21 protein-coding genes and 1 pseudogene are annotated in these 24265 nt (G+C 71.8%); 13 read left to right on the top strand and 9 right to left on the bottom strand.

Going from position 1 to position 24265, the window contains the following annotated elements; all coding sequences use genetic code 11:
* Window positions 1-10: 10 nt before the first annotated feature.
* Window positions 11-1735, top strand: a complete 1725-nt coding sequence (locus tag PYR72_RS11025; protein WP_275455153.1) for a BCCT family transporter — start codon at window positions 11-13, stop codon at window positions 1733-1735.
* A 102-nt stretch (window positions 1736-1837) separates the two neighbouring features.
* Here PYR72_RS11025 and PYR72_RS11020 read toward each other — a convergent pair whose 3' ends face one another.
* Window positions 1838-2788 (bottom strand): FAD-dependent oxidoreductase, encoded by a 951-nt coding sequence (locus tag PYR72_RS11020; protein WP_275455152.1) that lies wholly within the window; start codon window positions 2786-2788, stop codon window positions 1838-1840.
* Between the two features lie 66 nt (window positions 2789-2854).
* Here PYR72_RS11020 and PYR72_RS11015 point away from each other — a divergent pair, with 66 nt between their 5' ends.
* Together PYR72_RS11015 and PYR72_RS11010 are read left to right on the top strand one after the other, a co-directional pair.
* A complete protein-coding gene (locus PYR72_RS11015) occupies window positions 2855-3883 on the top strand; it encodes an oxidoreductase (RefSeq protein WP_275455151.1) in 1029 nt (342 codons plus the stop codon).
* Window positions 3884-3956: 73 nt separating this feature from the next.
* A complete protein-coding gene (locus tag PYR72_RS11010; RefSeq protein ID WP_275455150.1) occupies window positions 3957-5597 on the top strand; it encodes an ABC-F family ATP-binding cassette domain-containing protein in 1641 nt (546 codons plus the stop codon).
* Window positions 5598-5725: 128 nt separating this feature from the next.
* On the opposite strand, the gene PYR72_RS11005 is transcribed toward PYR72_RS11010, so the two are convergent.
* The 3 genes from PYR72_RS11005 to PYR72_RS10995 form a co-directional block, all read right to left on the bottom strand.
* Entirely contained in the window at window positions 5726-8119 is a 2394-nt protein-coding gene (locus PYR72_RS11005; protein ID WP_275455149.1) for a Tex family protein, read from the bottom strand.
* Window positions 8120-8890: 771 nt separating this feature from the next.
* Window positions 8891-9034, bottom strand: coding sequence for an LPFR motif small protein (locus tag PYR72_RS11000; RefSeq protein ID WP_020115189.1), 144 nt, complete (start codon window positions 9032-9034; stop codon window positions 8891-8893).
* Between the two features lie 85 nt (window positions 9035-9119).
* Window positions 9120-9986, bottom strand: coding sequence for a hypothetical protein (locus PYR72_RS10995; RefSeq protein ID WP_275455148.1), 867 nt, complete (start codon window positions 9984-9986; stop codon window positions 9120-9122).
* A gap of 123 nt (window positions 9987-10109) precedes the next feature.
* Here PYR72_RS10995 and PYR72_RS10990 point away from each other — a divergent pair, with 123 nt between their 5' ends.
* Window positions 10110-11069 (top strand): GlxA family transcriptional regulator, encoded by a 960-nt coding sequence (locus tag PYR72_RS10990; protein WP_275455147.1) that lies wholly within the window; start codon window positions 10110-10112, stop codon window positions 11067-11069.
* Window positions 11070-11079: 10 nt separating this feature from the next.
* Window positions 11080-11715: a DJ-1/PfpI family protein gene (locus tag PYR72_RS10985; protein ID WP_275455146.1), complete on the top strand. Its 636-nt coding sequence runs from the start codon at window positions 11080-11082 to the stop codon at window positions 11713-11715.
* An 18-nt stretch (window positions 11716-11733) separates the two neighbouring features.
* On the opposite strand, the gene PYR72_RS10980 is transcribed toward PYR72_RS10985, so the two are convergent.
* Complete coding sequence (locus tag PYR72_RS10980) at window positions 11734-12477, bottom strand: enoyl-CoA hydratase/isomerase family protein (protein ID WP_275455145.1); 744 nt, start codon at window positions 12475-12477, stop codon at window positions 11734-11736.
* A 247-nt stretch (window positions 12478-12724) separates the two neighbouring features.
* Here PYR72_RS10980 and PYR72_RS10975 point away from each other — a divergent pair, with 247 nt between their 5' ends.
* Entirely contained in the window at window positions 12725-13240 is a 516-nt protein-coding gene (locus tag PYR72_RS10975) for an ATP-binding protein (RefSeq protein WP_059080109.1), read from the top strand.
* 42 nt (window positions 13241-13282) lie between these two features.
* Here PYR72_RS10975 and idi read toward each other — a convergent pair whose 3' ends face one another.
* The 4 genes and pseudogenes from idi to galE form a co-directional block, all read right to left on the bottom strand.
* The gene (gene idi, locus PYR72_RS10970; protein ID WP_012999199.1) at window positions 13283-13876 is read right to left on the bottom strand and encodes an isopentenyl-diphosphate Delta-isomerase; all 594 of its coding nucleotides are present in this window, start codon (window positions 13874-13876) and stop codon (window positions 13283-13285) included.
* Window positions 13877-14001: 125 nt separating this feature from the next.
* A pseudogene (locus tag PYR72_RS10965) lies at window positions 14002-14502 on the bottom strand (N-acetyltransferase); the annotation flags it as partial.
* 17 nt (window positions 14503-14519) lie between these two features.
* Window positions 14520-15458 (bottom strand): cation diffusion facilitator family transporter, encoded by a 939-nt coding sequence (locus PYR72_RS10960; RefSeq protein WP_275455143.1) that lies wholly within the window; start codon window positions 15456-15458, stop codon window positions 14520-14522.
* Window positions 15459-15625: 167 nt separating this feature from the next.
* Complete coding sequence (gene galE, locus PYR72_RS10955; protein ID WP_275455142.1) at window positions 15626-16594, bottom strand: UDP-glucose 4-epimerase GalE; 969 nt, start codon at window positions 16592-16594, stop codon at window positions 15626-15628.
* 387 nt (window positions 16595-16981) lie between these two features.
* On the opposite strand from galE, the gene PYR72_RS10950 reads away from it, so the two are divergent.
* From PYR72_RS10950 to PYR72_RS10920, 7 genes are all read left to right on the top strand, one after another.
* The gene (locus PYR72_RS10950; protein ID WP_275460380.1) at window positions 16982-18787 is read left to right on the top strand and encodes a DUF5941 domain-containing protein; all 1806 of its coding nucleotides are present in this window, start codon (window positions 16982-16984) and stop codon (window positions 18785-18787) included.
* Window positions 18784-19536 (top strand): phosphocholine cytidylyltransferase family protein, encoded by a 753-nt coding sequence (locus tag PYR72_RS10945; RefSeq protein WP_012999194.1) that lies wholly within the window; start codon window positions 18784-18786, stop codon window positions 19534-19536. Before PYR72_RS10950 ends, PYR72_RS10945 begins: the two co-directional genes overlap by 4 nt.
* On the top strand, window positions 19524-20585 hold the full coding sequence (locus tag PYR72_RS10940; protein ID WP_275455141.1) for an iron-containing alcohol dehydrogenase family protein: 1062 nt from the start codon (window positions 19524-19526) through the stop codon (window positions 20583-20585). The genes PYR72_RS10945 and PYR72_RS10940 overlap by 13 nt, the downstream gene beginning before the upstream one ends.
* A complete protein-coding gene (locus tag PYR72_RS10935; RefSeq protein ID WP_275455140.1) occupies window positions 20563-21342 on the top strand; it encodes a CDP-alcohol phosphatidyltransferase family protein in 780 nt (259 codons plus the stop codon). The genes PYR72_RS10940 and PYR72_RS10935 overlap by 23 nt, the downstream gene beginning before the upstream one ends.
* Complete coding sequence (locus PYR72_RS10930; protein WP_275455139.1) at window positions 21339-22223, top strand: glycosyltransferase; 885 nt, start codon at window positions 21339-21341, stop codon at window positions 22221-22223. The genes PYR72_RS10935 and PYR72_RS10930 overlap by 4 nt, the downstream gene beginning before the upstream one ends.
* Window positions 22224-22318: 95 nt before the next feature.
* On the top strand, window positions 22319-23248 hold the full coding sequence (locus tag PYR72_RS10925) for an ABC transporter permease (protein ID WP_275455138.1): 930 nt from the start codon (window positions 22319-22321) through the stop codon (window positions 23246-23248).
* Window positions 23241-24008, top strand: coding sequence for an ABC transporter ATP-binding protein (locus PYR72_RS10920; RefSeq protein ID WP_275455137.1), 768 nt, complete (start codon window positions 23241-23243; stop codon window positions 24006-24008). The genes PYR72_RS10925 and PYR72_RS10920 overlap by 8 nt, the downstream gene beginning before the upstream one ends.
* Window positions 24009-24265: the final 257 nt, after the last annotated feature.

Raw genomic sequence — 24265 nt, 5'->3', positions numbered from 1 at the left:
GGTTCCACCTGTGACGCACGACCAACACACCACCCACCACGGGGGAGGCGCGCTTCCGGGCTCGGAAGCGGGCCTCTCCGGCGGCGGGCGGCCAGGTACGGACCGCGTCGTGTTCGGCGTGACGGCGGCACTCACCCTGGCCTTCGTCCTCTGGGGCGCCATCTGGACCGACTCGCTCGAAACCGTCTCCGGCAAGATGCTGAGCGGACTGATCCACAACGGTGGCTGGGCCTTCATGCTGGCCGCCTCCTGTTTCGTGATCTTCGCCCTGTGGCTCGCGGTCAGCCGCTACGGCCGTATCCACCTGGGGGTCGAGGGCGAGAAGCCCGAGTTCCGCACGGTCTCCTGGGTGGCCATGATGTTCAGCGCCGGCATGGGCATCGGTCTGATGTTCTACGGCGTGAGCGAGCCCCTCGCCCACTACACCTCGCCCCCGCCGGGCACGAACCCCGAGGGCTCCGGCGAGCGCATGGAAACGGCGATGGCGACCACGCTCTTCCACTGGACGCTGCATCCCTGGGCGATCTACGCGGTGGTCGGCCTGGCCATCGCCTACAGCACCTTCCGCAAGCGGCGCCGCCAGACGATCAGCGCCGTCTTCACCCCGCTGATCGGCGAGAAGCACGCGAACGGCACGGCCGGCCGGGTCATCGACATCCTCGCGATCGTGGCCACCATCTTCGGTTCGGCGGCCTCCCTCGGCCTCGGCGCCCTCCAGATCGGCTCCGGTTTCAAGGAGCTGAACTGGATGGACAAGGTGGGCACCGGCCTGCTCGTCGGCATCATCGCGGTCCTCACCCTGGCGTTCGTCGCCTCCGCCGTGTCCGGTGTGGAGAAGGGCATCCAGTGGCTCTCCAACACGAACATGGTGCTGGCGCTGCTGCTGGCGGTCTTCGTCTTCGTCGCCGGCCCGACCATCCTGGTCCTCGACCTGCTGCCCACCTCGGCCTTCTCCTACCTGGGCGACCTCACCCAGATGGCGGGCCGCACCGAGGCGTCCGGCGGCCAGGGCGTGGCCGACTGGCTCGGCAGCTGGACCGTCTTCTACTGGGCGTGGTGGATCTCCTGGACGCCCTTCGTCGGCATGTTCATCGCCCGGATCAGCCGCGGCCGCACCATCCGCCAGTTCATCGGCGGCGTCATCCTCGTCCCCAGCACGGTCAGTCTCGTCTGGTTCGCCGTCTTCGGCGGTACGGCGATGAAGCTGCAGGAGCAGGGGCGGCTCGGGGACAAGGCCACTCCGGAGGGCCAGCTCTTCGCGGTCCTCCACGAGTTCCCCGCCGCCACGGTCTCCAGTCTGCTCGTCATGATCCTCGTCGGTATCTTCTTCGTCTCCGGCGCCGACGCCGCCTCGATCGTCATGGGCACGCTCTCCCAGCGCGGAGCGCTCGAACCCGGCCGCTTCGTCGTCGTCTTCTGGGGTGCCCTCACCGGGGCCGTCGCCGCGATCATGCTCCTGGTCGGCAGCGGCCAGGGCGACGCGCTCACGGGCCTGCAGAACCTGACGATCCTGGCAGCGGCCCCGTTCGTCCTCGTCATGATCGGCATGTGTGTCGCGCTCATGCGCGACCTGCGCCGGGACTCGGTGATCGTCCGCGAGGAGATGGCCTCCGAGGCGGTCGAACTCGCGGTCATCGAGGGCCACAAGCGCTACGACGGAGAGTTCGAGATCAGGGTCGGCCCGGGCCAGGGAACGGAGATCGAGGGCGACCCGATCGGCCACCGCGCCCCCTGAGAGGGACGGGGCGCGGGCGGACGCGAACGGACCGCGGCCGCCCGCGCGGCGCCCCCGCACCCCGGCCGGTCACCTGGAGGCGAGGCGTGTCACCTCGGCCGGTCATTCGGAGGCGAGGCGTGCCGCCTCCCGTGCGCACCCCCACGCCACCGTGACCCCCGCCCCGCCGTGACCGTAGTTGTGCACCAGCACCCGCCCGCCGGGCAGGACCTCGCGCTCCAGACGCACGGCCGGGCGGGTGGGCCGCAGCCCCACCCGGTGCCCGATGATCCGTGCCCCCGCGATCTCGGGCCGGATCGCCGCACACCGCCGCACGATCTCCTCCGCCGTCACCGGGTCCGGAGTCAGGGACCAGGCGTCCTCCTCCGCCGTGCCGCCGAGGATCAGACGGCCCGGCTGCGGGATGAAGTACGTGCTCTTCGACCCGGAGTGATCGACCGAGGTGAGCCAGGTGGTGACACCGGGGTTCTCCACCACGACCAACTGCCCCCGCACCGGCCGTACGGAGGGGTCCGGCACCAGCTCCCGTGCGCCCAGCCCCGTGCAGTTGACGACGACCGGCGCGTCGACCGCCGCGAGATCCGTGACCGTACGGGACTCCACCACGCCGCCCGCCGCGAGGAACCGCTCGCGCAGCCACCGCAGATGGACCGGCATGTCGACCAGCGGCAGCCGCGCCCACAGCCCGACGCCCGGGTACTCACCGGCCGTCGCCGCCCGCAGCCCGGCCACCCGGGAGGCCCACGCCCCCAGTCCGTCCAGTGCGGTCCCGCCGTGTACGCCCTCGACCATGCGTACGCCCGTCTCGCCGGACCGGGCCGCCAACTCCTCGTAGACGGCCAGGGTGGTGAGCGCCCACGCGCCGACCAGTTCCTCCGGTTCGATCCGGTAGGGCCACCACAGGCCGCCCGCCACGGCGGACGTCGTCAGCTCCGCGGGCTCCCGTGTCCGGATCCGGACACGTCCGCCGGCCTCCGCCAGGACGACGGCCGTCGTGAGACCGACGACTCCGCCGCCGACCACGATCACCTCGCTGTTCGATTCATGGGTCACGCGGGGACGTTAACGGAATATGGTCCGCCGTGCTCACAAGTATCGCTTTGTGGGGATACTCACACCATGTCTGCCGAGTACGCGACCTTCGGCCTGGCACCGGCGATGCGAGCCGGTGGCGTCCTCGCCAACGGTGACTACCAAGTGCACCGGGACTTCGTGGACTTCATCGTCGACGGGCGCCCGCTGCTGTTCCAGCTCTCCGACCTCGACGCCGTCTCCCCGCTCGCCTCCGACGTCCCGCCTTCGATCTTCACCGCACAGGTGCACAGCCTGCTCCTGGAGGCCGACGCCCCCCTGACGGACGGCCGGTACGTCATCTACGGCTGCCCCGAATGCGCCGACCTCGGCTGCGGAGCCGTGACCGCGGTCATAGAACGGGCCGGCGAGGACGTCGTCTGGCGGGACTTCGCCTGGCAGACGGGGGAGGTCGCCGACCTCGAACGCAACGGCTACACGGGCATCGGCCCCTTCCTGTTCCACGGCCCCGAGTACCGCGATGCGCTGCGGTCCCTGCTGTCGCGGTCCGCCGCCGAGCCCTCGGTCCGCCGCCGGGTCCTCCTTATCGGTGCCCGGGTCGCCGTCCTCGCCCGGCTCGCCGCCGCGCTGCGGGCGATCGGCATCGGCGCCGACCTGGCGCAGGACGCCGCCGGCGTGCCCGACGAGGAACTGCGCGCCTACGGGGCGGTGGTCTTCGGCCGGGCCGTCCGCGAGACGGACCGCGCCGCCGTACGGCTGGCCTTCGACCGCGCGGGGGTCACGGTCGCCTACGTCGACGGGCTGGCCCCGATCATTCCGCTGCTCGTCGCCCAGATCGAGCACGCCCTCGACCGCAGCCCCGAGCAGCAGCGCCGCCTCACCCGTCTCGTCGCCGCCGGAGGGCAGGCCGGCATCGAGATCACCTCCACCTGCCGGGTGGAGCTCACCGCCTACCGCCTGGACCGGCTGTACCGCCCCCACACCTATCGCTTCTTCGACGGGATCCTCCCGGCCGGCCGGCACCGCATCGGCCTGGACCCCAAGGCCGTGAAGGGGGAGTCGTTCATCGTCGCCCGCACCGCGGGAACGGTCCTGGTGGAACCGATGGCGCGATGAGGGCCGACGGGCGGCGGCCCCGCCCCCGACGCGGCTGGGAGGTCCCGCCCACCTGTCGTTAGGATCGCCCCCTGTGACCGCCACCCTCGTCGTCAAGAACCTCGCCGCCGGACACGGCGACCGCTCGCTCTTCTCCGGGCTCGACCTCGTCGTCGCCCCCGGCGATGTGATCGGGCTGGTCGGAGCCAATGGCGCGGGCAAGTCCACGCTGCTCAGGCTGCTCGCCGGGCTGCTCCCGCCGGAGGAGGGCGAGCTGCGGCTGTCCCCGCCCTCGGCGACCGTCGGCCACCTGCCGCAGGAGCCGGAGCGCCGGGAGGGCGAGAGCGTACGGGAGTTCCTCGCCCGCCGCACCGGCGTGGCCGAGGCCCAGCGCGTGATGGACGAGGCCACCCAGGCCCTGGTCGACGGCGCGCCCGGCGCCGACGACGCGTACTCGGTGAGCCTGGAGCGCTGGCTCGACCTGGGCGGCGCCGACCTGGACGAGCGGGCCGATGAGGTCACCGCCTCCCTCGGTCTCGGCGTCGGCCTGGACCAGCCGATGACCGGCCTCTCCGGCGGGCAGGCCGCCCGCGCCGGACTCGCCTCGCTCCTCCTCTCCCGCTACGACGTCTTCCTCCTCGACGAGCCCACCAACGACCTCGACCTGGACGGCCTGGAACGGCTCGAACGCTTCGTGTCCGGCCTGCGCGCGGGCACGGTCGTCGTCAGCCACGACCGCGAGTTCCTCACCCGCACCGTCACCAAGGTCCTCGAACTCGACCTGGCCCAGAACCGGATCAACCTCTACGGCGGCGGATACGAGGCGTATCTGGAGGAGCGGGAGACGGCCCGCCGGCACGCCCGGGACGACTACGAGGAGTACGCGGACAAGAAGGCCGCGCTCCAGGACCGCGCCCAGATGCAGCGCTCCTGGATGGACAAGGGCGTCAAGAACGCCCGGCGCAAGGCGAACAACGACAACGACAAGATCGGCCGCAAGTTCCGCAGCGAGGCGAGCGAGAAGCAGGCCACGAAGGCCCGGCAGACCCAGCGCATGATCGAACGGCTGGACGTCGTCGAGGAGCCGCGCAAGGAGTGGGAGCTGCGCATGGAGATCGCGGCGGCCCCGCGCTCCGGCGCCGTGGTCGCCACGATGCGCGACGCCGAGGTGCGGCGCGGCGACTTCGCCTTCGGTCCGGTGTCCCTGCAGATCGACTGGGCCGACCGCATCGCCATCACGGGCGCGAACGGCGCCGGCAAGTCGACGCTGCTGGGCGCGCTGCTCGGCCGCGTCCCGCTGGACTCGGGACAGGCCACCCTCGGCTCGGGCGTCCTGGTGGGCGAGGTCGACCAGGCGCGAGGGCTGTTCCACGGCTCCGAGTCCCTGCTCGACGCCTTCTGCGCGGCCGTGCCCGACACGGAACCCGCCGAGGTGCGCACGCTGCTGGCCAAGTTCGGCCTCAAGGCGGCCCACGTCCTGCGTCCGGCGGTGACCCTCTCCCCGGGCGAACGCACCCGCGCCGCCCTCGCGCTCCTCCAGGGCCGGGGCGTCAACCTGCTGATCCTCGACGAGCCCACGAACCACCTGGACCTGCCCGCGATCGAACAGCTGGAGTCCGCCCTCGACTCCTACGAGGGCACACTGCTCCTGGTCACCCACGACCGCCGGATGCTGGACGCGGTCAGGGTCACGAGGCGCCTGGAGGTGGAGGCGGGCAAGGTGACGGAGAGCTGAGCGGCCGGGGCGGGAGCGGCCGGGGCGGGCTGAAAAGGCAGAGGGCGAAGCCCCTGCCTTTTCCAGGGGCGCGGGGAACTGCGCGAGAAGCCCCACGCACCCGCACCCGACAGCGCACCCCGAACCACTCAGCCCCGCTTCTTCTCCACCAGCCCCGCCCGCCGCAGCGCGTCGGCCATCGCGCTGTTGGCCGGCGGCGGCGCCGCCGCACCTCCCTGCCGCGAACCCCCACGCCCCTGCTGCCGGGGCGGCTGCCCGCCACGGGCACCCCGCTGCTGCCGTGAACCCCCGCCGGGCCCGGGCGACCCGGCCGCCCCCTTGGGCGCCGCCTCGTCGTCCAGCCGCAGCGTCAGCGAGATCCGCTTGCGCGGAATGTCGACGTCGAGCACCTTCACCTTCACGATGTCCCCGGGCTTCACCACGTCCCGCGGATCCTTCACGAAGGTCTTCGACAGCGCCGAGACGTGCGCCAGCCCGTCCTGGTGGACACCGACGTCGATGAACGCCCCGAAGGCCGCCACGTTCGTCACGACCCCCTCCAGCACCATCCCGGACACCAGGTCGGAGATCTTCTCCACGCCCTCCTTGAAGGTGGCCGTCTTGAAGGCCGGCCGGGGGTCACGCCCCGGCTTCTCCAGCTCCTTCAGGATGTCCGACACGGTCGGCAGACCGAACGTCTCGTCCACGAAGTCCGTCGGCCGGAGCGACCGCAGCACGCCGGTGTTGCCGATCAGCGCCGCCACCTCCTGCCCGGAGGTCTTCACCATCCGCCGTACGACGGGGTACGCCTCCGGGTGCACGCTGGACGCGTCCAGCGGGTCGTCGCCGCCCCGGATCCGCAGGAACCCCGCGCACTGCTCGTACGCCTTGGGGCCGAGCCGTGCCACGCCCTTCAGCTGGGAACGCGAGGTGAAGGGGCCGTTGGCGTCGCGGTGGGCCACGATGTTCTCGGCGAGGCCGGAGGAGATGCCGGACACGCGCGCGAGCAGCGGCGCGGAGGCCGTGTTCACGTCCACGCCCACGCCGTTCACACAGTCCTCCACCACCGCGTCCAGCGAACGCGAGAGCTTCACCTCGGACAGGTCGTGCTGGTACTGCCCGACACCGATGGACTTCGGGTCGATCTTCACCAGCTCGGCCAGGGGGTCCTGGAGGCGGCGCGCGATGGACACGGCGCCGCGCAGCGAGACGTCCATGCCCGGCAGCTCCTGGGAGGCGAACGCCGACGCCGAGTACACGGACGCGCCCGCCTCGGACACCATCACCTTGGTGAGCTTCAACTCCGGGTGCTTGGTGATGAGTTCACCGGCGAGCTTGTCGGTCTCCCGCGAGGCCGTGCCGTTGCCGATCGCGATCAGGTCGACCGCGTGCTCCGCTGCGAGTCGCGCCAGCTTCGCGACGGCCTCGTCCCACTTGTTGGCCGGGACGTGCGGGTAGATCACGTCGGTCGCCACGACCTTGCCGGTGGCGTCCACCACGGCGACCTTCACGCCCGTACGGAAGCCGGGGTCGAGGCCGAGCGTGGCGCGGGTGCCGGCGGGGGCGGCCAGGAGCAGGTCGCGCAGGTTCGCCGCGAACACGTTCACCGCCTCGTCCTCGGCGGCCGTCCGCAGCCGCAGCCGCAGGTCGATGCCGAGGTGGACGAGGATCCGGGTCCGCCAGGCCCAGCGGACCGTGTCCGTCAGCCACTTGTCGCCGGGGCGCCCGCGGTCGGCGATCCCGAAGCGATGGGCGACGATCCCCTCGTAGGAGGAGGGGCCGGGCTGCTCGGAGGGCTCCTCCGGCTCCAGCACGAGATCGAGGACGTCCTCCTTCTCGCCACGCAGCATCGCCAGGATGCGGTGGGAGGGCAGCTCGGTGAACGGCTCCGCGAAGTCGAAGTAGTCGGCGAACTTGGCGCCCGCCTCCTCCTTGCCGGTCTTCACCTTGGCGGCCAGCCGCCCCCGCACCCACATGCGCTCGCGCAGCTCGCCGATCAGGTCGGCGTCCTCGGAGAACCGCTCGGTGAGGATCGCCCGCGCGCCGTCCAGCGCGGCCTGCGGATCGGCGACGCCCTTCTCGGCGTCCACGAAGGCAGCGGCGGCGGCCAGGGGCGCGACGGCCGGGTCGCCGAGCAGCCCCTCCGCCAGCGGTTCGAGGCCCGCCTCACGGGCGATCTGCGCCTTCGTGCGCCGCTTGGGCTTGAAGGGCAGGTAGATGTCTTCCAGCCGCGCCTTGGTCTCCGCGGCCCGGATCTGCGTCTCGACCTCGGGTGTCAGCTTGCCCTGCTCGCGCACCGAGTCGAGGATCGCCGTCCGCCGCTCCTCCAGCTCCCGCAGATAGCGCAGCCGCTCCTCCAGCGTGCGCAGCTGCGTGTCGTCGAGCATCTCGGTCGCTTCCTTGCGGTAGCGGGCGATGAAGGGCACGGTCGAACCGCCGTCGAGCAGCTCCACCGCGGCTCTGACCTGCCGCTCCCGTACGCCGAGCTCCTCGGCGATCCTGCCTTCGATGGACCGTACTTCGATCGACCCGGGTGTCGTCACGTTCCCGTACCGCCTTCTCCGCTGGGGTTGCGCGGCAATTGTGGCAGGTGGCGCCGACAGCGGGGGCTCAGGGCGTGAGACTCGTCGCGACCGACAGGGAACGGCCCCCACCGCACCGGACCCGAGGGCAGCCAACCGAACCGGCCTCGCCGGGACCGACCTCGACCGAACCGGCGCCGATCGGACTGGCCCCGACCGGACTGGCCCCGACCAATCGGCCCCGATCGAGCCAGCCCAACTGAACTGGCCCCGGCCGGGCTGACCTCGATCGAACCGGCCCCGGCCGGACTGGCCTCGATCGAACCGGCCCCGGCCGGACTGGCCTCGATCGGACTGGCCCCGGCCGGACTGGCCTCGACCGGACGGGCCCCGACCAATCGGCCCCGATCGAGCCGGCCCTAACTGAACTGGCCCAGACCGGGCTGACCTCGATCGAACCGGCCCCGGCCGGACCGGCCTCGATCGAACCGGCCCCGGCCGGACCGGCCTCGATCGGACTGGCCCCGGCCGGACCGGCCTCGACCGGACGGGCCCCGACCAATCGGCCCCGATCGAGCCGGCCCTAACTGAACTGGCCCCGACCGGGCTGACCTCGATCGAACCGGCCCCGGCCGGACCGGCCCCGACCAACCGGCCCCGGTCGAGCCGGCCCCAACTGAACTGGCCCCGACCAGGCCGGCCCCGATCGACCCGATCCGACCCGACCAGGACGGACGGGGAGCCGGGCGCGTCGTACGCGTCCGGCTCCCGAGTCGACGGCCCGGCCCGTTCTCAGGCCCGGCGGGCCCGTCCGCCGCCGCGCGTCGAACTCGACGCGCCGCCGAAGAGCCGGGCGACGGCCCGGAACGGCAGCGTGACCACCGTGGCGATGGCCCCACCGATCTGTCGCAACACGTCTGCGATGGCACGGAACACGTACTTCCCCTTTCGTCTCCCGGCCGGGTGTGCCAGGAAAGATCGGGTACCGCACCCCGCGCCGTTCATGCCTGGACCGGGCGGATCAGCCCTTGCCGATCATTCCCGCCGGGAACGCGCCCGCGGCGAGCATGCGTGTCACCAGCGCGGTCATCAGTTCGGTGAGCCGCTCCACGCCGGGCGCGCCCAGATGCTCGTACGGCGCGCTGTCGAGGCGGTCGGTGGCGTCCTCGATCTCCCGGCGCAGGGCCACGCCCGTCTCCGTCAGCGCGCCCTCGCCGTCGAGCAGCCCGCGCCCGCGCAGCCGGTCGCTCGCGGCGTCCCACTCCTCCCGGGTCCAGCCGCGCGTGCCGAGGGCCCACTTCGGGGACATGCCCTTGCCGGTGGCGGTGTGGCTGACCAGGGCCTCCACCGGGTCCAGGCCGGCGTCGAGGAGGGCGGCGAGATGTCCGTCGCCGCGGTGCTCGCGCAGCAGGGTGGCCGCGTGCCAGAGCGCGAGATGAGGGCGTTCGGGTACGGGGAGATCGGCGTGCGCCGCGTACAGGGGGCGCGCGGTCCTCGTGCACGCCTCGGTGGCGCGCAGGGCCAGCCGGGCCGCCTCGGCGACCTCCTCGGAGGCGGTCACCTCCTCGCCCAGCAGCCGCCGCAGCGTGGCGTCGGCGGCCCGCTCACGGGCCTCCAGCACCACCGCGGGCGCGGCGGTCTCCCACACGGCGGGCACGTGCTCCGCCACCCGCTCGTGGCGGAAGTTGAAGAACGTCGCGGTCACCACGCCCGCGCCGACCGTGCCCATGGCCGCGGCCCGCACCGCGAAGTACGCCGCCTGTGGGTCCTTCACCCCCACGGCGGACAGTTCCCGGCCGAGATCCGGCGAGAAGTAGTGCGCGGCGTGGAACGGGTTGAGGAGGCCATGGCAGCGCCGCCCGGCGCGCTCCGGCAGGGAAGAGGTCATGGCCCAATGTTACCGACCGGTTGGTAGGTGGAAAGGGCCCGGCGGGTCCCGCCCCGTCGCATGGCAGGAAAGGTGGGGTACTCGTCATTGCGGCCATGGCCCGCCCGCCCAAGAATCGACGACATGCGAACTGTCCTGGTCGTCCTCTTCGACGGCGTGCAGAGCCTCGACGTCACGGGCCCGCTGGAGGTCTTCGCCGGGGCGGAACTGCACACACCGGGGACCTACCGCATCGCCACGGCCTCCCTGGACGGCACCCCCGTACGCACCTCCAGCGGCCTCACCCTCGTCCCGGACCACGCCTTCGCCGGCACACCCGCCCCGCACACCCTGCTCGTGCCCGGCGGCCGAGGCACTCGGAACCCCGCCCCCGAGATCGTGGCCTGGCTGCGCGCGCACGGGCCGCGCGCGACACGCCTGGTCTCGGTCTGCACCGGCGCGATCCTGCTCGCCGAGGCCGGCCTCCTGGACGGCCGCCGGGCCACCACCCACTGGGCGTACTGCGACACGCTGGCCCGCCGTCACCCGGCCGTCGAGGTCGACCCCGACCCCATCTTCGTCCGCGACGGGCACATCGCGACCTCCGCCGGGGTCACCTCCGGCATCGACCTGGCGCTCGCGCTGGTCGAGGAGGACATCGGCCGCGAGGCCGCCCTCGCCATCGCCCGCCACCTCGTGGTCTTCCTCCGCAGACCGGGCAACCAGGCCCAGTTCAGCGCGCAGTTGGCCGCCCAGACGGCGCAGCGGGAACCCTTGCGAGAGGTCCAGCAGTGGATCACCGAGCATCCCGGTGACGACCTGGGCGTCGAGCGGCTGGCCGCCCGCGCCCGGCTCTCGCCCCGCCACTTCGCCCGCGCCTTCCAGGCCGAGACGGGCACGACCCCCGGCCGGTACGTCGACCGGGTCCGCCTCGAACACGCGCGCCGCCTGCTGGAGGACACCGCCGACGGCGTCGAGGAGATCTCCCGCGCCTGCGGCTACGGCACCTCCGAGGCCATGCGCCGCGCCTTCGTGAAAGCCCTCGGCACCTCCCCGGCGGAGTACCGCCGGCGCTTCCGCCCGGCCTCCGCCCCCACCCACTGAAAGGAACCCCATGCAGATCGCCGTCGTCCTCTTCGACCGCTTCACCGCCCTCGACGCGGTGGGCCCCTACGAGACCCTCGGCCGGCTCCCCGACGCCGACCTCGTCTTCGTCGCCGAGGAGACCGGCCCGGTCCGCTCCGACCAGGGAAGCCTGGCGATCAACGCCGACAGGACCCTGGCCGATGTGCCCGGCCCCGACATCGTGGTCGTTCCCGGTGGCCCCGGGCAGAGCGTGCAGATGGACAACGAGACGCTTCTGGACTGGCTGCGCACGGCCGATGCCACCAGCACCTGGACGACCTCCGTCTGCACCGGCTCCCTGCTGCTCGCCGCCGCGGGACTCCTGGAGGGCCGCCGCGCCACCTCGCACTGGCTGGCCCTGGACGCGCTGCAGCGGTTCGGGGCGCAGCCGACGGGCGAGCGGGTGGTCTTCGACGACAAGTACGTCACCGCAGCCGGCGTCTCCTCGGGCATCGACATGGGCCTGACCCTGCTCGGCCGGATCGCGGGCGACGACCATGCCCAGACGATCCAGCTGGCGACGGAGTACGACCCGCAGCCGCCGTACGAGGCCGGCTCACCGGAGAAGGCGCCCGCCCACCTGGTCGCGTGGTTCCGCGACAACAGCCGTCACGTCCTGCGGTGAGGCCGGGGCGGTGGCGGTTCACACGCTCCAGGTGAACCGGGGCGACCGCCGCTCCAGAAAGGCCGCGACGCCCTCCGCGGTGTCGGTGCTGCCGCGGGCCTGCCCGGCCCAGTGGGCGTCGCGGTCGGTGCGGCCGTTCGCGAACTCCTTGGCCGCCGCCTGGGTCAGCCGGGAGCGCGAGACCAGCACCCGGGTGAACTCCGCCACCCGCCCGGCGAGTTCGCCGACGCCAAGAACCTCGTCCACGAAGCCCGTGCGCAGCGCGCGCTCCGCGTCGATCAACTCGCCGGAGAACAGGAGGTACTTGGCGGTGCCCGGCCCGACCAGCGACACCAGCCGCCGGGTGGAGGAGGCCGGGTAGACGAGCCCCAGCTTCGCCGGGGTGATCCCGAACAGCGCGCCCTCCTCGGCGAACCGCAGATCGCAGGCCGCCGCCAACTGCGCGCCGCCGCCCACACAGTGCCCCCGGATCGCCGCGACGACCGGCAGGGGGAAGGCCGCGAGCGCCTCCTCGGCACGGCCCGCCAGCTCCTGTGCCTCCCCCGGGGACTCCCGCAGCGTGGAGATGTCGGCGCCCGCGCAGAACGTCCCGCCCTCCCCGGTGAGCACCAGGGCCCGCACCCCTGGGTCGGCGGCGAGCCGGTCGAGCAGCGGCGGCAGCGCGCGCCACATCCCGGCCGTCATGGCGTTGCGCTTGGCCGGATGGTGGACGACGACGGTCGCGACCCCGTCCGCGACGGTGTCCAGCAGCTGAGGCTCCATGGACCGGATGCTAGTGCGATGCCCCCGACCGGCCCGCCACCGGCTCCGACGTCAAACCCGTACAACCCGAATAGTTCCGGAAAGGACAAGCGCCGAACAAAGTCGGTCGCACGCCTGACGGAATCGCTCGCGAACGGTCGTGAAGTCGTCGATACGCGCTGACTTCTGTTCAGTCCTTCGTGCTCGGCGTCGGGTTACCAACACTCGACATGTGGTGACAATCGAGCGCAAGGGTGGCGACCGGACAATGGACGACCAAGGGCGCGGGAGCGACCCTCGCCCTGACGGCGGCGGGCACGGCTCCGACGACCCGAGGCCGCCGGAGCCACTGCCCTACGAAGGGGTCTGGCGGTTCACCGCTGCCGCCGTCGACGCCTCGGTGCCGCAGGCGCGGCGCGCCGTCCGGGACCTGCTCGCCCGTCAGGGCGTACCGATCTCGGACGACCTCGTCCAAGGACTTCTGCTGATCGTCTCCGAGCTGGTGACGAACGCCGTGAAACACGCGGCGCTCCTGTCCCCCACGCTGGCCGTCGAGGTCGCCGTCGGAGCGGAATGGGTGCGGGTGTCCGTGGAGGACAACCACCCCTACCGTCCGACCGCCCTGGAGACCGACCACGGCCGGCTCGGCGGCCGAGGTCTGCTCCTGGTGCGCGAGATCACCCTGGAGGCGGGCGGCGTCTGCGACGTCGAGCACACCGCGAGCGGCGGCAAGGTGATCTGGGCCGCCCTGCCGCTCAGACCCGCACACCTGATCCAGGGGTGAGTGGCCGCCGGCCGATGGACCGGGTGCCCCGGACCGGGGCCGTCACCAGCCCGCGGACGGGCCCGTCAGCTCCCTGACCGCCGGGCGGGCCGCGTCCAGCACCGTCATGAACCAGGCCGAGAAGGGGTCCTTGGCGTGCCGCTCGGCCAGCTCGTCCGGGGTCACGAACGCGGTGGCCCCGACCTCCTCCGGGTCCGGCCGGAGCGGGGCCTGCAGCAGCCCGACGAACAGGTGGTTGAACTCCTGCTCCACCAGGCCCGAGTCCGGGTCCGGGTGGTTGTAGCGGACCGTGCCCGCCTCGCCGAGCAGCGCCGGGGAGACGCCCAGCTCCTCGTGCGTCCGCCGGGCGGCCGCCGCGAAGGGGGACTCGCCCGGGTAGGGGTGCCCGCAGCAGGTGTTCGACCAGACGCCGGGGGAGTGGTACTTGCCGAGGGCCCGCTGCTGGAGGAGCAGCCGCCCCCGCTCGTCGAAGAGGAACACCGAGAACGCCCGGTGCAGCTGACCGGGCGCCTGGTGAGCGGCCAGCTTCTCCGCGGTGCCGATCGTGGTGCCGTCCTCGTCGACCAGCTCCAGCAGGATCGCTTCCGTGGTCCCGTACTGCGAACTCTGCACCGCGGTGGCAGGTGTGATCGGCATGCCCATCCTTCGCCTCGTTCTTCGAGCCTCAAGTCTGCCGCACGAAACCGCCGCTCCCGGCACTTCGCGCGAACCCGCATGTCCTACCCGCCCGTCCCGCCCCGCAGACACCCGCGGCCCGCGCGTCAGACCCCGAAGGCGGCCGGATACCTGATGACGCCGGGCGCCACCGGCGCGGAACCGTCCAGCACCAGGGCCATCATCGCCGCGTCCGGCACCTCGAAACCCGGCCGGATGCCGTACGCGGACGCCCGCACGAAGCCGAAGCGCGGGTAGTACTCCGGATGCCCCAGGACGAGGACCAGCCCCTCCCGGCGCGCGCGTGCCGCCTCCAGCACCGCGCGCACGACGGCCGCGCCCGCGCCCCGCCGCTGCACGTCCGGCAGCACGGCGACCGGGGCGAGCGCCAGCGCGGGCGCCTCGTCCACATGGCAGCGCGTGATCAGCGCGTACGCCGCGAGCGTGCGGTCCGGCGCCTCGGCGACGTACGACAGCTCCGGCAGCCACGCCCCGGGGTCCTCGCGGAGCGCGTCGACGAGCCGGGCCTCCGCGTCGGTCCCGAAGGCGGCGGCGTTCACGGCGTACACCCCCTCCCGGTCCGCGGGCGTCTCCGGCCGCGTCGTCCAGGGGGTCGTGCCGGTGGTCAGTGACACAGCTTCGCCTCGTGTTCCGCGTGGCCGCCCGGCTCCAGCTGGAAGGTGCAGTGCTCGACGTCGAAGTGGTCGCCGATGCAGCCCTGGAGTTCGTGCAGCATCTTCTCGTGGCCGATGGAGTCCAGCGTGTCGGAGCCGACCACCACATGGGCGGAGAGCACCGGCATACCGGACGTGATCGTCCAGGCGTGCAGATCGTGGACGTCCTCCACACCCGGCAGCGCCAGTATGTGGGCGCGCACCTCGGCCATGTCGACGTTCTTCGGTGCCGCCTCCAGCAGGACGTCGAGGGTCTCGCGCAGCAGCTTCACCGTCCGCGGGACGATCATCAGACCGATGACCAGCGAGGCGATCGGGTCGGCGGCCTGCCAGCCGGTGAGCAGGACGACCACCGCCGAGATGATCACCGCCACCGAGCCGAGCGCGTCCGCGGCCACCTCCAGGAAGGCGCCCCGTACGTTCAGGCTCTCCTTCTGGCCGCGCATCAGCAGGGTCAGCGAGATCATGTTCGCCACCAGGCCGGCCGCGCCGAACACCACGGTCAGACCGCCCTCGGTGCCGACCGGCGTGATGAAGCGCTGGACCGCCTCGTACAGGACGTATCCGCCGACACCGAGCAGCAGGAGGCAGTTCGCGAGCGCCGCGAGTATCTCGGCGCGGGCGTAGCCGAAGGTGCGGTTGCCGCTCGGCGGGCGGTTGGCGAAGTGGATCGCGAGGAGGGCCATGGCCAGCCCGACCGCGTCGGTCGCCATGTGGGCCGCGTCCGCGATGAGCGCGAGCGAATCGGCGAGCACGCCGCCGACGATCTCGACCACCATGACCGTGAGCGTGATCGACAGCGCGATCCGCAGCCGCCCGCGGTACGCCGCGGCCGCCGTACCGGTGGTCGGCGCGTGGTGCGCGTGTCCGTGATCGTGCCCAGCCCCCATCGGGTGCCCGCCTCCTGTGCGTCCGTGTGTTCGGCTCCGGATCACAGTGAACTACGGGTGGGGGGTATCCGGCAACGCGGCACTGAACACCGTTGTCATGTGCCCTGACCTGCGGAAACGATGCGCAGGTCAGAGCGTTGCCATGATCGGGGCGGGGGCTTCGACGGTCAGAGGCCGCGGTGCAGCCGCCAGCCCGCCCAGGCGGACTCGACCATCTCGCGCACATCGCGCCGGGCCGTCCAGCCGAGCTCCCGTCCGGCCCGCGCGGCCGAGGCCACCGCGCGCGGCGCGTCGCCGGGACGGCGTGCCTCGACGAGCGCGGGACGCCGGTCGCCGGTCACCTCGCCCACGAGATCGATGAGTTCGCGGACCGAAACGCCCTCGCCGCGGCCGATGTTCACGGTCAGGTCGCCCGTGGCGCCCCCGGTCAGACGCCGGGCCGCCGCGAGGTGCGCGTCGGCGAGGTCGGCGACATGGATGTAGTCCCTGACGCAGGTGCCGTCCGGGGTCGGGTAGTCGTCGCCGAAGATCCGCGGGGCCTCGTCACGGGTGAGGCGGTCGAAGACCATCGGGATGACGTTGAAGACGCCCGTGTCGGCCAGGGCGGGCTCGGCGGCCCCCGCCACGTTGAAGTAGCGCAGGCACACGGTCGCCATGCCGTGCGCCCGGCCCGCCGCCCGGACCAGCCACTCACCGGCGAGCTTGGTCTCGCCGTACGGGCTCATCGGGGCGCACGGGGTCTCCTCGGTGATGAGGTCCACGTCCGGGTTGCCGTAGACGGCGGCGGAGGAGGAGAAGACGAAGCGCTCCACCCCGGCCCCGGCGGCCGCCTCCAGGAGACCGGCGAGACCGCCGACGTTCTCCTGGTAGTAGCGGGTGGGCTGGGCGACGGACTCGCCGACCTGCTTGCGGGCGGCGAGGTGGACCACGCCGGTCACGGCGTGCTCGGCCAGCACCCGCTTGAGCAGGTCGCCGTCGAGGGCGGAGCCGTGGACCAGGGGGATGTGCCCGGGAAGGCGACCGGGGACCCCCGCCGACAGGTCGTCCAGGGCGACGACCTGTTCGCCGGCCTCGGTCATGACCTTCGCCACGTGTGCGCCGATGTAGCCCGCCCCGCCTGTGATCAGCCATGTCATGGGGTCACCTTATGCGGGGGGCGTGTGGTGTCCGTTCGTCGGAGAAGGTGTGCGGGATCGGAGGGCGGGATGCCGACGACCGGCCCCCGTCCCTCTCGAAGGGCGCGGAACGAGACCTCGCCCACACGCCGAGCCCACCCCTTTGTTCCTTATCTACCGATATCCGCACCGGAGTTTGTGGCGTACCCCCCACATCCCCGATGATGATCGCGGCGGAGGCCCGACGGCCTGAGCAGGTGCGATCGATCGGGCCGTGAACGGGCGGTGAACGCCTGCTTCTCTTCATCCGATAACCTCTGCCGACACGCTGCCGGCCCCCAGGGCCTGGGCGCCTTCCACCACGTACATGTCCGGCGCGGTCGCGTCGGCACCAGGGAGTGAGTTCCTCTGTCGACCGCCATCCTCACCGGTCAGCCGGTGCCCGGATCGTCGCTGGAGGGCGATCTGCGGTCGCTCGGCTTCGACGTACGGGTCGCCTCCGACGCCGGTGACGCCGCGAGGCTTCTGGCGACGGTGCCCGCGGACCAGCGGGTCGCGATCGTCGACGCCCGGTTCGTCGGCCACACCCACGCCCTGCGTCTGGGACTCACCGACCCCCGCTTCGACGCCGCCGCCCTCCCCGGCGCCGTGACCGTGCGGCCCGCCGCCCGTCAGGCGCTGACCCGGGTGCTGGCCCGCGAGGATGCCACCACGAGCGGCGGCACCGCCGTCGCCGTCGACAGCGTCGCCGACCGGATCGTCACCGGCCTCGACGCGGACGGCGTCAGCCCGTACCGCCCCGAGCTGGGCACCCTGGTCGCCGTCGTCCCCGACGGCCCGCAGGCCCGTGACGAGGCCCGGCGGGCCGTCGACGCCGTCGACGACGAGGCCGTCCGCCTGCGCACGGCGGTGAAGTCCCGCGACGGCTTCTTCACCACGTACTGCATCAGCCCGTACTCCCGTTACCTCGCCCGCTGGTGCGCCCGCCGGGGCCTGACCCCGAACCAGGTCACCACGGCCTCGCTGATCACCGCCCTGATCGCGGCCGGCTGCGCGGCCACCGGCACCCGCGGCGGCTACGTCGCGGCCGGCCTGCTGCTGATCCTCTCGTTCGTCCTCGACTGCACCGACGGCCAGCTGGCCCGCTACTCCCTGCAGTACTCCACGCTCGGCGCCTGGCTCGACGCCACCTTCGACCGCGCCAAGGAGTACGCCTACTACGCGGGCCTCGCGCTCGGCGCCGCCCGGGGCGGCGCCGACGTATGGGCCCTCGCGCTCGCCGCGATGGTCCTGCAGACCTGCCGCCACGTCGTCGACTTCTCCTTCAACGAGGCGAACCACGACGCCACCGCCAACACCAGCCCCACCGCCGCCCTCTCCGGCAAGCTCGACAGCGTCGGCTGGACGGTGTGGGTGCGGCGCATGATCGTGCTGCCCATCGGCGAACGCTGGGCCATGATCGCCGTCCTCACGGCCCTCACCACGCCCCGCATCACCTTCTACGCGCTGCTCGTCGGCTGCGCCTTCGCCGCGACGTACACCACGGCGGGCCGCGTCCTGCGCTCGCTGACGCGGAAGGCGCGGCGCACGGACCGCGCGGCCCGGGCACTCGCGGACCTCGCGGACAGCGGGCCCCTGGCGGAGGTGCTCTCGCGCGTCGTGCCGAGCCGATACGCGGTCCTCGCCCGGCTTCTCGCCTTCGCCGGTGCTCTCCTCGTGGTGCTCACAGCCTGGTTCGACGGACCCGGACGGATGGTCGTCTTCGCCGCGATCATCTACGTCCTGCTCTCCGCCGACGCCGTCGCACGCCCCCTCAAGGGCCCCCTCGACTGGCTGATCCCCCCGCTGTTCCGCGCCGCCGAATACGGCACCGTCCTGATCCTGGCGGCCAAGGCCGACGTGAACGGCGCCCTTCCCGCGGCTTTCGGGCTCGTGGCGGCCGTCGCCTACCATCACTACGACACGGTGTACCGCATCCGCGGCGACGCCGGCGCGCCGCCTCGGTGGCTGGTGCGGGCGATCGGCGGTCACGACGGCAGGACCCTGCTGGTCACCGTTCTCGCCGCGCTGCTCGCGCCCACAGATTTCAAGGTCGCGCTCACGGCTCTCGCCGTGGCCGTGGCGCTGCTGGTGCTCATCGAGAGCATCCGCTTCTGGGTGACCGCCCATAAGACAGGCGCACCCGCCGTACACGATGAAGGAGAACCCGCATGATCGGCCTCGTGCTGGCGGCCGGCGCCGGACGGCGTCTTCGCCCCTACACCGACACCCTTCCCAAGGCTCTGGTGCCGGTCGGCCCCGAGGGCGCCGAGGACAGCCTGACCGTTCTCGACCTCACGCTCGGCAACTTCGCCGAGATCGGCCTGACCGAGGTCGCGATCATCGTCGGGTACCGCAAGGAAGCCGTCTACGAGCGCCGCGAGGCGCTGGAGCAGAAGTACGGCGTCAAGATCACCCTGATCGACAACGACAAGGCCGAGGAGTGGAACAACGCCTACTCCCTGTGGTGCGGCCGTGACGCCATCAAGCACTCGGTGATCCTCGCCAACGGCGACACCGTGCACCCGGTCTCCGTGGAGAAGACCCTGCTCGCCGCCCGCGGCGACGGCAAGAAGATCATCCTCGCCCTCGACACGGTGAAGTCCCTCGCCGACGAGGAGATGAAGGTCGTCGTCGGTCCCGAGGGCGGCATGACCAAGATCACCAAGCTGATGGACCCCGCCGAGGCGACCGGTGAGTACATCGGCGTCACCCTCATCGAGGGCGAGGCCGCCGACGAGCTGGCCGACGCCCTGAAGACGGTCTTCGAGACGGACCCGCAGCAGTTCTACGAGCACGGCTACCAGGAGCTCGTGAACCGCGGCTTCCGTATCGACGTGGCCCCCATCGGTGACGTCAAGTGGGTCGAGATCGACAACCACGACGACCTCGCCAAGGGACGTGAGATCGCGTGCCAGTACTGACGAGGCTCATCCCCTCGCCGATCGTCGTCGACATCCGCGCGGGCGCGCTCGACGATCTGGCGACGGTCCTCGCGGACCAGCGGATCTCGTCGTCCGGCCGGCTGGCCGTCGCGATCAGCGGCGGCTCCGGCGCCAAGTTGCGCGAGCGGGTCCTCCCGGCGCTGCCCAAGGCCGACTGGTTCGAGGTCGGCGGCGGCACCCTGGACGACGCGATCAAGCTGGCCGACGCCATGAAGCGCGGGCACTACGACGCGGTCGTGGGCCTCGGCGGCGGCAAGATCATCGACTGCGCCAAGTTCGCCGCCGCACGGGTCGGGCTGCCCCTGGTCGCCGTCGCGACGAACCTGTCGCACGACGGCCTGTGCTCGCCCGTGGCGACCCTCGACAACGACGCGGGCCGCGGGTCCTACGGTGTGCCGAACCCGATCGCGGTCGTCATCGACCTCGACGTCATCCGCGAAGCCCCCGTCCGCTTCGTGCGTTCCGGCATCGGCGACGCCCTGTCCAACATCTCCGCGGTCGCCGACTGGGAGCTCGCCGCCCGCGAGAAGGGCGAGGACATCGACGGTCTCGCTGCCGCGATGGCACGCCAGGCCGGCGAGGCCGTGCTGCGACACCCCGGAGGCGTCGGCGACGACGGCTTCCTCCAGGTGCTCGCCGAGGGCTTGGTCCTCACCGGTATCTCGATGTCGGTCGCGGGCGACTCGCGTCCCGCCTCGGGCGCCTGCCACGAGATCAACCACGCCTTCGACCTGCTCTTCCCCAAGCGCGCCGCCAGCCACGGCGAGCAGTGCGGCCTGGGCGCGGCCTTCGCGATGCACCTGCGCGGGGCGAAGGAGGAGTCGGCGTTCATGGCCGAGGTGCTCCACCGCCACGGCCTGCCCGTCCTCCCGGAGGAGATCGGCTTCACGGTCGACGAGTTCGTCCAGGTCGTGGAGTTCGCCCCGCAGACCCGGCCGGGCCGCTACACCATCCTGGAACACCTCGAACTGAGCACCGACCAGATCAAGGACGCCTACGCCGACTATGCCAAAGCCATCAGTAGCTGAACTCCGGCCGGTCGTTCACCCCCCGGGTGTGAAGGACCGGCGGAGCGGTGAGCACTGGGCCGGCCGGCTCTACATGCGCGAGATCTCGCTGCGGATAGACCGGCACCTGGTGAACACCCGGGTCACGCCCAACCAGCTGACCTACCTGATGACCGTCTTCGGCGTCCTCGCCGCCCCGGCCCTGCTGGTGCCGGGCATCCCGGGCGCCGTCCTCGGTGTGCTGATGGTCCAGCTGTACCTGCTGTTCGACTGCGTCGACGGCGAGATCGCCCGCTGGCGCAAGCAGTACTCGATGACCGGCGTCTACGTCGACCGGGTCGGCGCCTACCTGTGCGACGCGGCCGTGCTGGTCGGCTTCGGCCTGCGCGCGGCCGACCTGTGGGGCACCGGCCGCATCGACTGGCTGTGGGCCTTCCTCGGCACGCTCGCCGCTCTCGGCGCCATCCTGATCAAGGCCGAGACGGACCTCGTCGGGGTCGCCCGGCACCAGACGGGCAAGCCGCCGGTCCAGGAGTCGGCCGCCGAACCGCGCTCCTCCGGCATGGCGCTGGCCCGCAAGGCCGCCGCCGCCCTGAAGTTCCACCGGCTCATCCTCGGAGTCGAGGCGTCCCTGCTGATCCTGGTCTTCGCGGTCCTGGACCAGATGCGGGGCGACCTCTTCTTCTCCCGGCTCGGCGTCGCCGTGCTCGCCGGCATCGCGCTGCTGCAGACCCTGCTGCACCTGGTGTCCATCCTGGCCTCCAGCAGGCTGAAGTGAGCGGCGCCATGAAGGTCGGCGCGGTGATCATCACCATGGGCAACCGCCCCGACGAACTCCGCGCCCTCCTCGACTCCGTCGCCAAGCAGGAGGGCGACCGGGTCGAGGTGGTCGTCGTCGGCAACGGCTCGCCCGTCCCGGACGTCCCCGAGGGCGTGACGACGGTCGAGCTGCCCGAGAACCTCGGCATACCCGGCGGCCGCAACATCGGCATCGAGGCGTTCGGACCCAGCGGCCGGGACGTCGACGTCCTGCTCTTCCTCGACGACGACGGTCTGCTCGCCCGCCACGACACCGCCGAACTCTGCCGCCGGGCCTTCGAGGAGGACCCGGGGCTCGGCATCGTCAGCTTCCGGATCGCCGACCCCGACACCGGGGAGACCCAGCGGCGCCATGTGCCCCGGCTGCGGGCCGCCGACCCGATGCGCTCCTCCCGGGTCACCACCTTCCTCGGCGGCGCCAACGCCGTACGCACCCAGGTCTTCGCCGAAGTCGGCGGGCTCCCGGACGAGTTCTTCTACGCGCACGAGGAGACCGACCTGGCCTGGCGGGCCCTCGACGCGGGCTGGATGATCGACTACCGGTCCGACATGGTCCTGTACCACCCCACGACCGCCCCCTCCCGGCACGCGGTCTACCACCGCATGGTCGCGCGCAACCGCGTCTGGCTCGCGCGCCGCAACCTCCCGGCCCCGCTCGTCCCGGTCTACCTGGGCGTCTGGCTGCTGCTGACCCTGCTGCGCAAGCCCTCCGGCCCGGCGCTGAGGGCCTGGTTCGGCGGTTTCAAGGAGGGCTGGACGAGCGCCTGCGGCCCCCGCCGGCCCATGAAGTGGCGTACGGTGTGGCGGCTGACCCGACTGGGCCGACCGCCCGTCATCTGACACGGTCGAAATCTGAGAGCATTCGGCCGTACCCGGCCCAGGTTTCCGCCTCGGCCCGACCAGGCCACGCACTTTGAGGACGAAAGTTTCCATTTGTGAGTGAGACAACGCATGACGGCAGGGTTGTGGTGAGCGACCGACCGTCGCCCGACGACGGGCTCTCCGCCACGGAACTGGCCGCCAAGTACGGGCTCGCCGTGAGCGGCGCCCGGCCCGGACTCCTGGAGTACGTCCGCCAGATGTGGGGGCGGCGCCACTTCATCCTGGCCTTCTCCCAGGCGAAACTCACCGCGCAGTACAGCCAGGCCAAGCTCGGCCAGCTGTGGCAGGTGGCCACCCCGCTGCTCAACGCGCTGGTGTACTTCCTGATCTTCGGCCTCATCCTGGGTGCCGACCGCGGCATGCCCCGCGAGGTGTACATCCCGTTCCTGGTCACGGGTGTGTTCGTGTTCACCTTCACCCAGAGCTCGGTGATGGCGGGCGTCCGCGCGATCTCCGGCAACCTCGGCCTGGTGCGCGCCCTGCACTTCCCGCGCGCCTCGCTGCCGATCTCCTTCGCGCTCCAACAGCTCCAGCAGCTGCTGTTCTCGATGATCGTGCTGTTCTGCGTGGCGGTCGGCTTCGGCAGCTATCCGTCCCTGTCCTGGCTGCTGATCGTCCCCGTGCTGGCGCTGCAGTTCCTGTTCAACACCGGCCTCGCGCTGATCATGGCCCGGATGGGCTCCAAGACCCCGGACCTCGCGCAGCTGATGCCGTTCGTGATGCGGACCTGGATGTACGCCTCCGGCGTCATGTTCTCCATCCCGGTGATGCTGGAGGACCACCCCCAGTGGATCGCCGACGTCCTCCAGTGGAACCCGGCCGCGATCTACATGGACCTGATGCGCTTCGCGCTGATCGACGGCTACGGCTCGGAGGCCCTGCCCCCGCACGTCTGGGCGGTCGCCGGCGGCTGGGCGGCGCTGGTCGCGCTCGGCGGTTTCGTGTACTTCTGGAAGGCGGAGGAGAGGTACGGCCGTGGCTGAGTCACTGATTCCCACCGTCATCGCGGACGAACTGCACATCGTCTACCGCGTCAACGGCGCCAAGACCGGCAAGGGCAGCGCGACGGCCGCCCTCAGCCGCATCCTCAAGCGCGGCGAAGAACGTGGCGTGCGCAAGGTGCACGCCGTCAAGGGCGTCTCCTTCGTGGCCTACCGCGGCGAGGCGATCGGCCTGATCGGCTCCAACGGTTCCGGCAAGTCCACGCTGCTGCGCGCGATCGCGGGCCTGCTCCCGGCGGAGAAGGGCAAGGTCTACACCGACGGCCAGCCCTCGCTGCTCGGCGTCAACGCGGCCCTGATGAACGACCTCACGGGCGAACGGAACGTCATATTGGGCGGCCTCGCGATGGGCATGTCCCGCGAGCAGATCAAGGAGCGCTACCAGGGCATCGTCGACTTCTCCGGCATCAACGAGAAGGGAGACTTCATCACCCTGCCGATGCGCACCTACTCCTCCGGCATGGCGGCCCGGCTGCGCTTCTCCATCGCGGCGGCCAAGGACCATGACGTCCTGATGATCGACGAGGCCCTCGCCACCGGCGACCGCGCGTTCCAGAAGCGGTCCGAGGCCCGCATCCGCGAGCTGCGCAAGGAGGCCGGCACGGTCTTCCTGGTCAGCCACAACAACAAGTCCATCCGCGACACCTGCGACCGCGTGCTGTGGCTGGAACGCGGCGAACTGCGCATGGACGGCCCGACGGACGAGGTCCTGAAGGAATACGAGAAGTTCACGGGCAAGTAGGGCGCTCCGGACCGACGCGACCCGGGCCCCACCGGAACTGTTCCGGTGGGGCCCGGCGTCTGCAAGGGGTACCGGGGAGCGGTGTCGCGCAAAGGAAACGCCAACTTCGGCAAGGACCGTGTCAACTCCGGCCACCCATAGGAATCTTGGGGGCAATCGGTGCGTTCTTGTGATGTGCAGGACACCCCGACGGAGCATGGTGCGTTGTACAACGTAAGCTGTAACGGTGCCCAATCGCGGCAAGTGGGTCCATAATG

Origin of the sequence: Streptomyces sp. VNUA24 (genome assembly GCF_029167005.1) — a bacterium.
Lineage (GTDB): Bacteria > Actinomycetota > Actinomycetes > Streptomycetales > Streptomycetaceae > Streptomyces > Streptomyces scabiei.
Note: the sequence above shows the minus strand (reverse complement) of the source record. Positions and strands in the feature narration are given on the sequence as shown.

Bases quoted from the DNA above. Each gene is read 5' to 3' on its own strand.
- PYR72_RS10960 (WP_275455143.1), bottom strand. From the start codon at position 15,458: ATGGGGGCTGGGCACGATCACGGACACGCGCACCACGCGCCGACCACC.
- PYR72_RS10980 (WP_275455145.1), bottom strand. From the start codon at position 12,477: ATGGAGCCTCAGCTGCTGGACACCGTCGCGGACGGGGTCGCGACCGTC.
- PYR72_RS11015 (WP_275455151.1), top strand. From the start codon at position 2,855: ATGTCTGCCGAGTACGCGACCTTCGGCCTGGCACCGGCGATGCGAGCC.
- PYR72_RS10985 (WP_275455146.1), top strand. From the start codon at position 11,080: ATGCAGATCGCCGTCGTCCTCTTCGACCGCTTCACCGCCCTCGACGCG.
- idi (WP_012999199.1), bottom strand. From the start codon at position 13,876: ATGCCGATCACACCTGCCACCGCGGTGCAGAGTTCGCAGTACGGGACC.
- PYR72_RS10935 (WP_275455140.1), top strand. From the start codon at position 20,563: ATGCCAAAGCCATCAGTAGCTGAACTCCGGCCGGTCGTTCACCCCCCG.
- PYR72_RS10975 (WP_059080109.1), top strand. From the start codon at position 12,725: ATGGACGACCAAGGGCGCGGGAGCGACCCTCGCCCTGACGGCGGCGGG.
- PYR72_RS10990 (WP_275455147.1), top strand. From the start codon at position 10,110: ATGCGAACTGTCCTGGTCGTCCTCTTCGACGGCGTGCAGAGCCTCGAC.
- PYR72_RS10945 (WP_012999194.1), top strand. From the start codon at position 18,784: ATGATCGGCCTCGTGCTGGCGGCCGGCGCCGGACGGCGTCTTCGCCCC.
- galE (WP_275455142.1), bottom strand. From the start codon at position 16,594: ATGACATGGCTGATCACAGGCGGGGCGGGCTACATCGGCGCACACGTG.
- PYR72_RS10995 (WP_275455148.1), bottom strand. From the start codon at position 9,986: ATGACCTCTTCCCTGCCGGAGCGCGCCGGGCGGCGCTGCCATGGCCTC.